Annotated in this window: 1 protein-coding gene; it reads right to left on the bottom strand. The window is 41.2% G+C overall.

Features of this window, described 5'->3' with window-relative positions; translation table 11 throughout:
* Window positions 1–243: hypothetical protein (locus SB765_RS32915; RefSeq protein ID WP_410932933.1), on the bottom strand; the 243-nt coding region annotated here is incomplete at both ends.

The raw sequence follows: 243 nt of genomic DNA, 5'->3' as shown, positions 1-243 counted from the left end.
ATACTTTCACAAAGTCAGCCTTATCTATCGAATATTCAGACAAGGAATGCCCTGCTGCATTAAAAGCAGTAAGTTCACCATATACGATTTCAAATACATCCGTATCGGTTGAACCGGCTCTATCCGTTATACGCCATTCCATCTCACATAAATCTTCAGCTGACTGCCGCTGATAATTTACCACGGCATAAGATGGCGCCGTTAGCAGCATAAAAAGAGTACAAATGAACTTCATTCTTCCTC

The organism is Pseudomonas sp. SIMBA_067 (genome assembly GCF_046534675.1).
Lineage (GTDB): Bacteria > Pseudomonadota > Gammaproteobacteria > Pseudomonadales > Pseudomonadaceae > Aquipseudomonas > Aquipseudomonas putida.
This window is presented reverse-complemented; position numbering and strand designations above follow the sequence as displayed.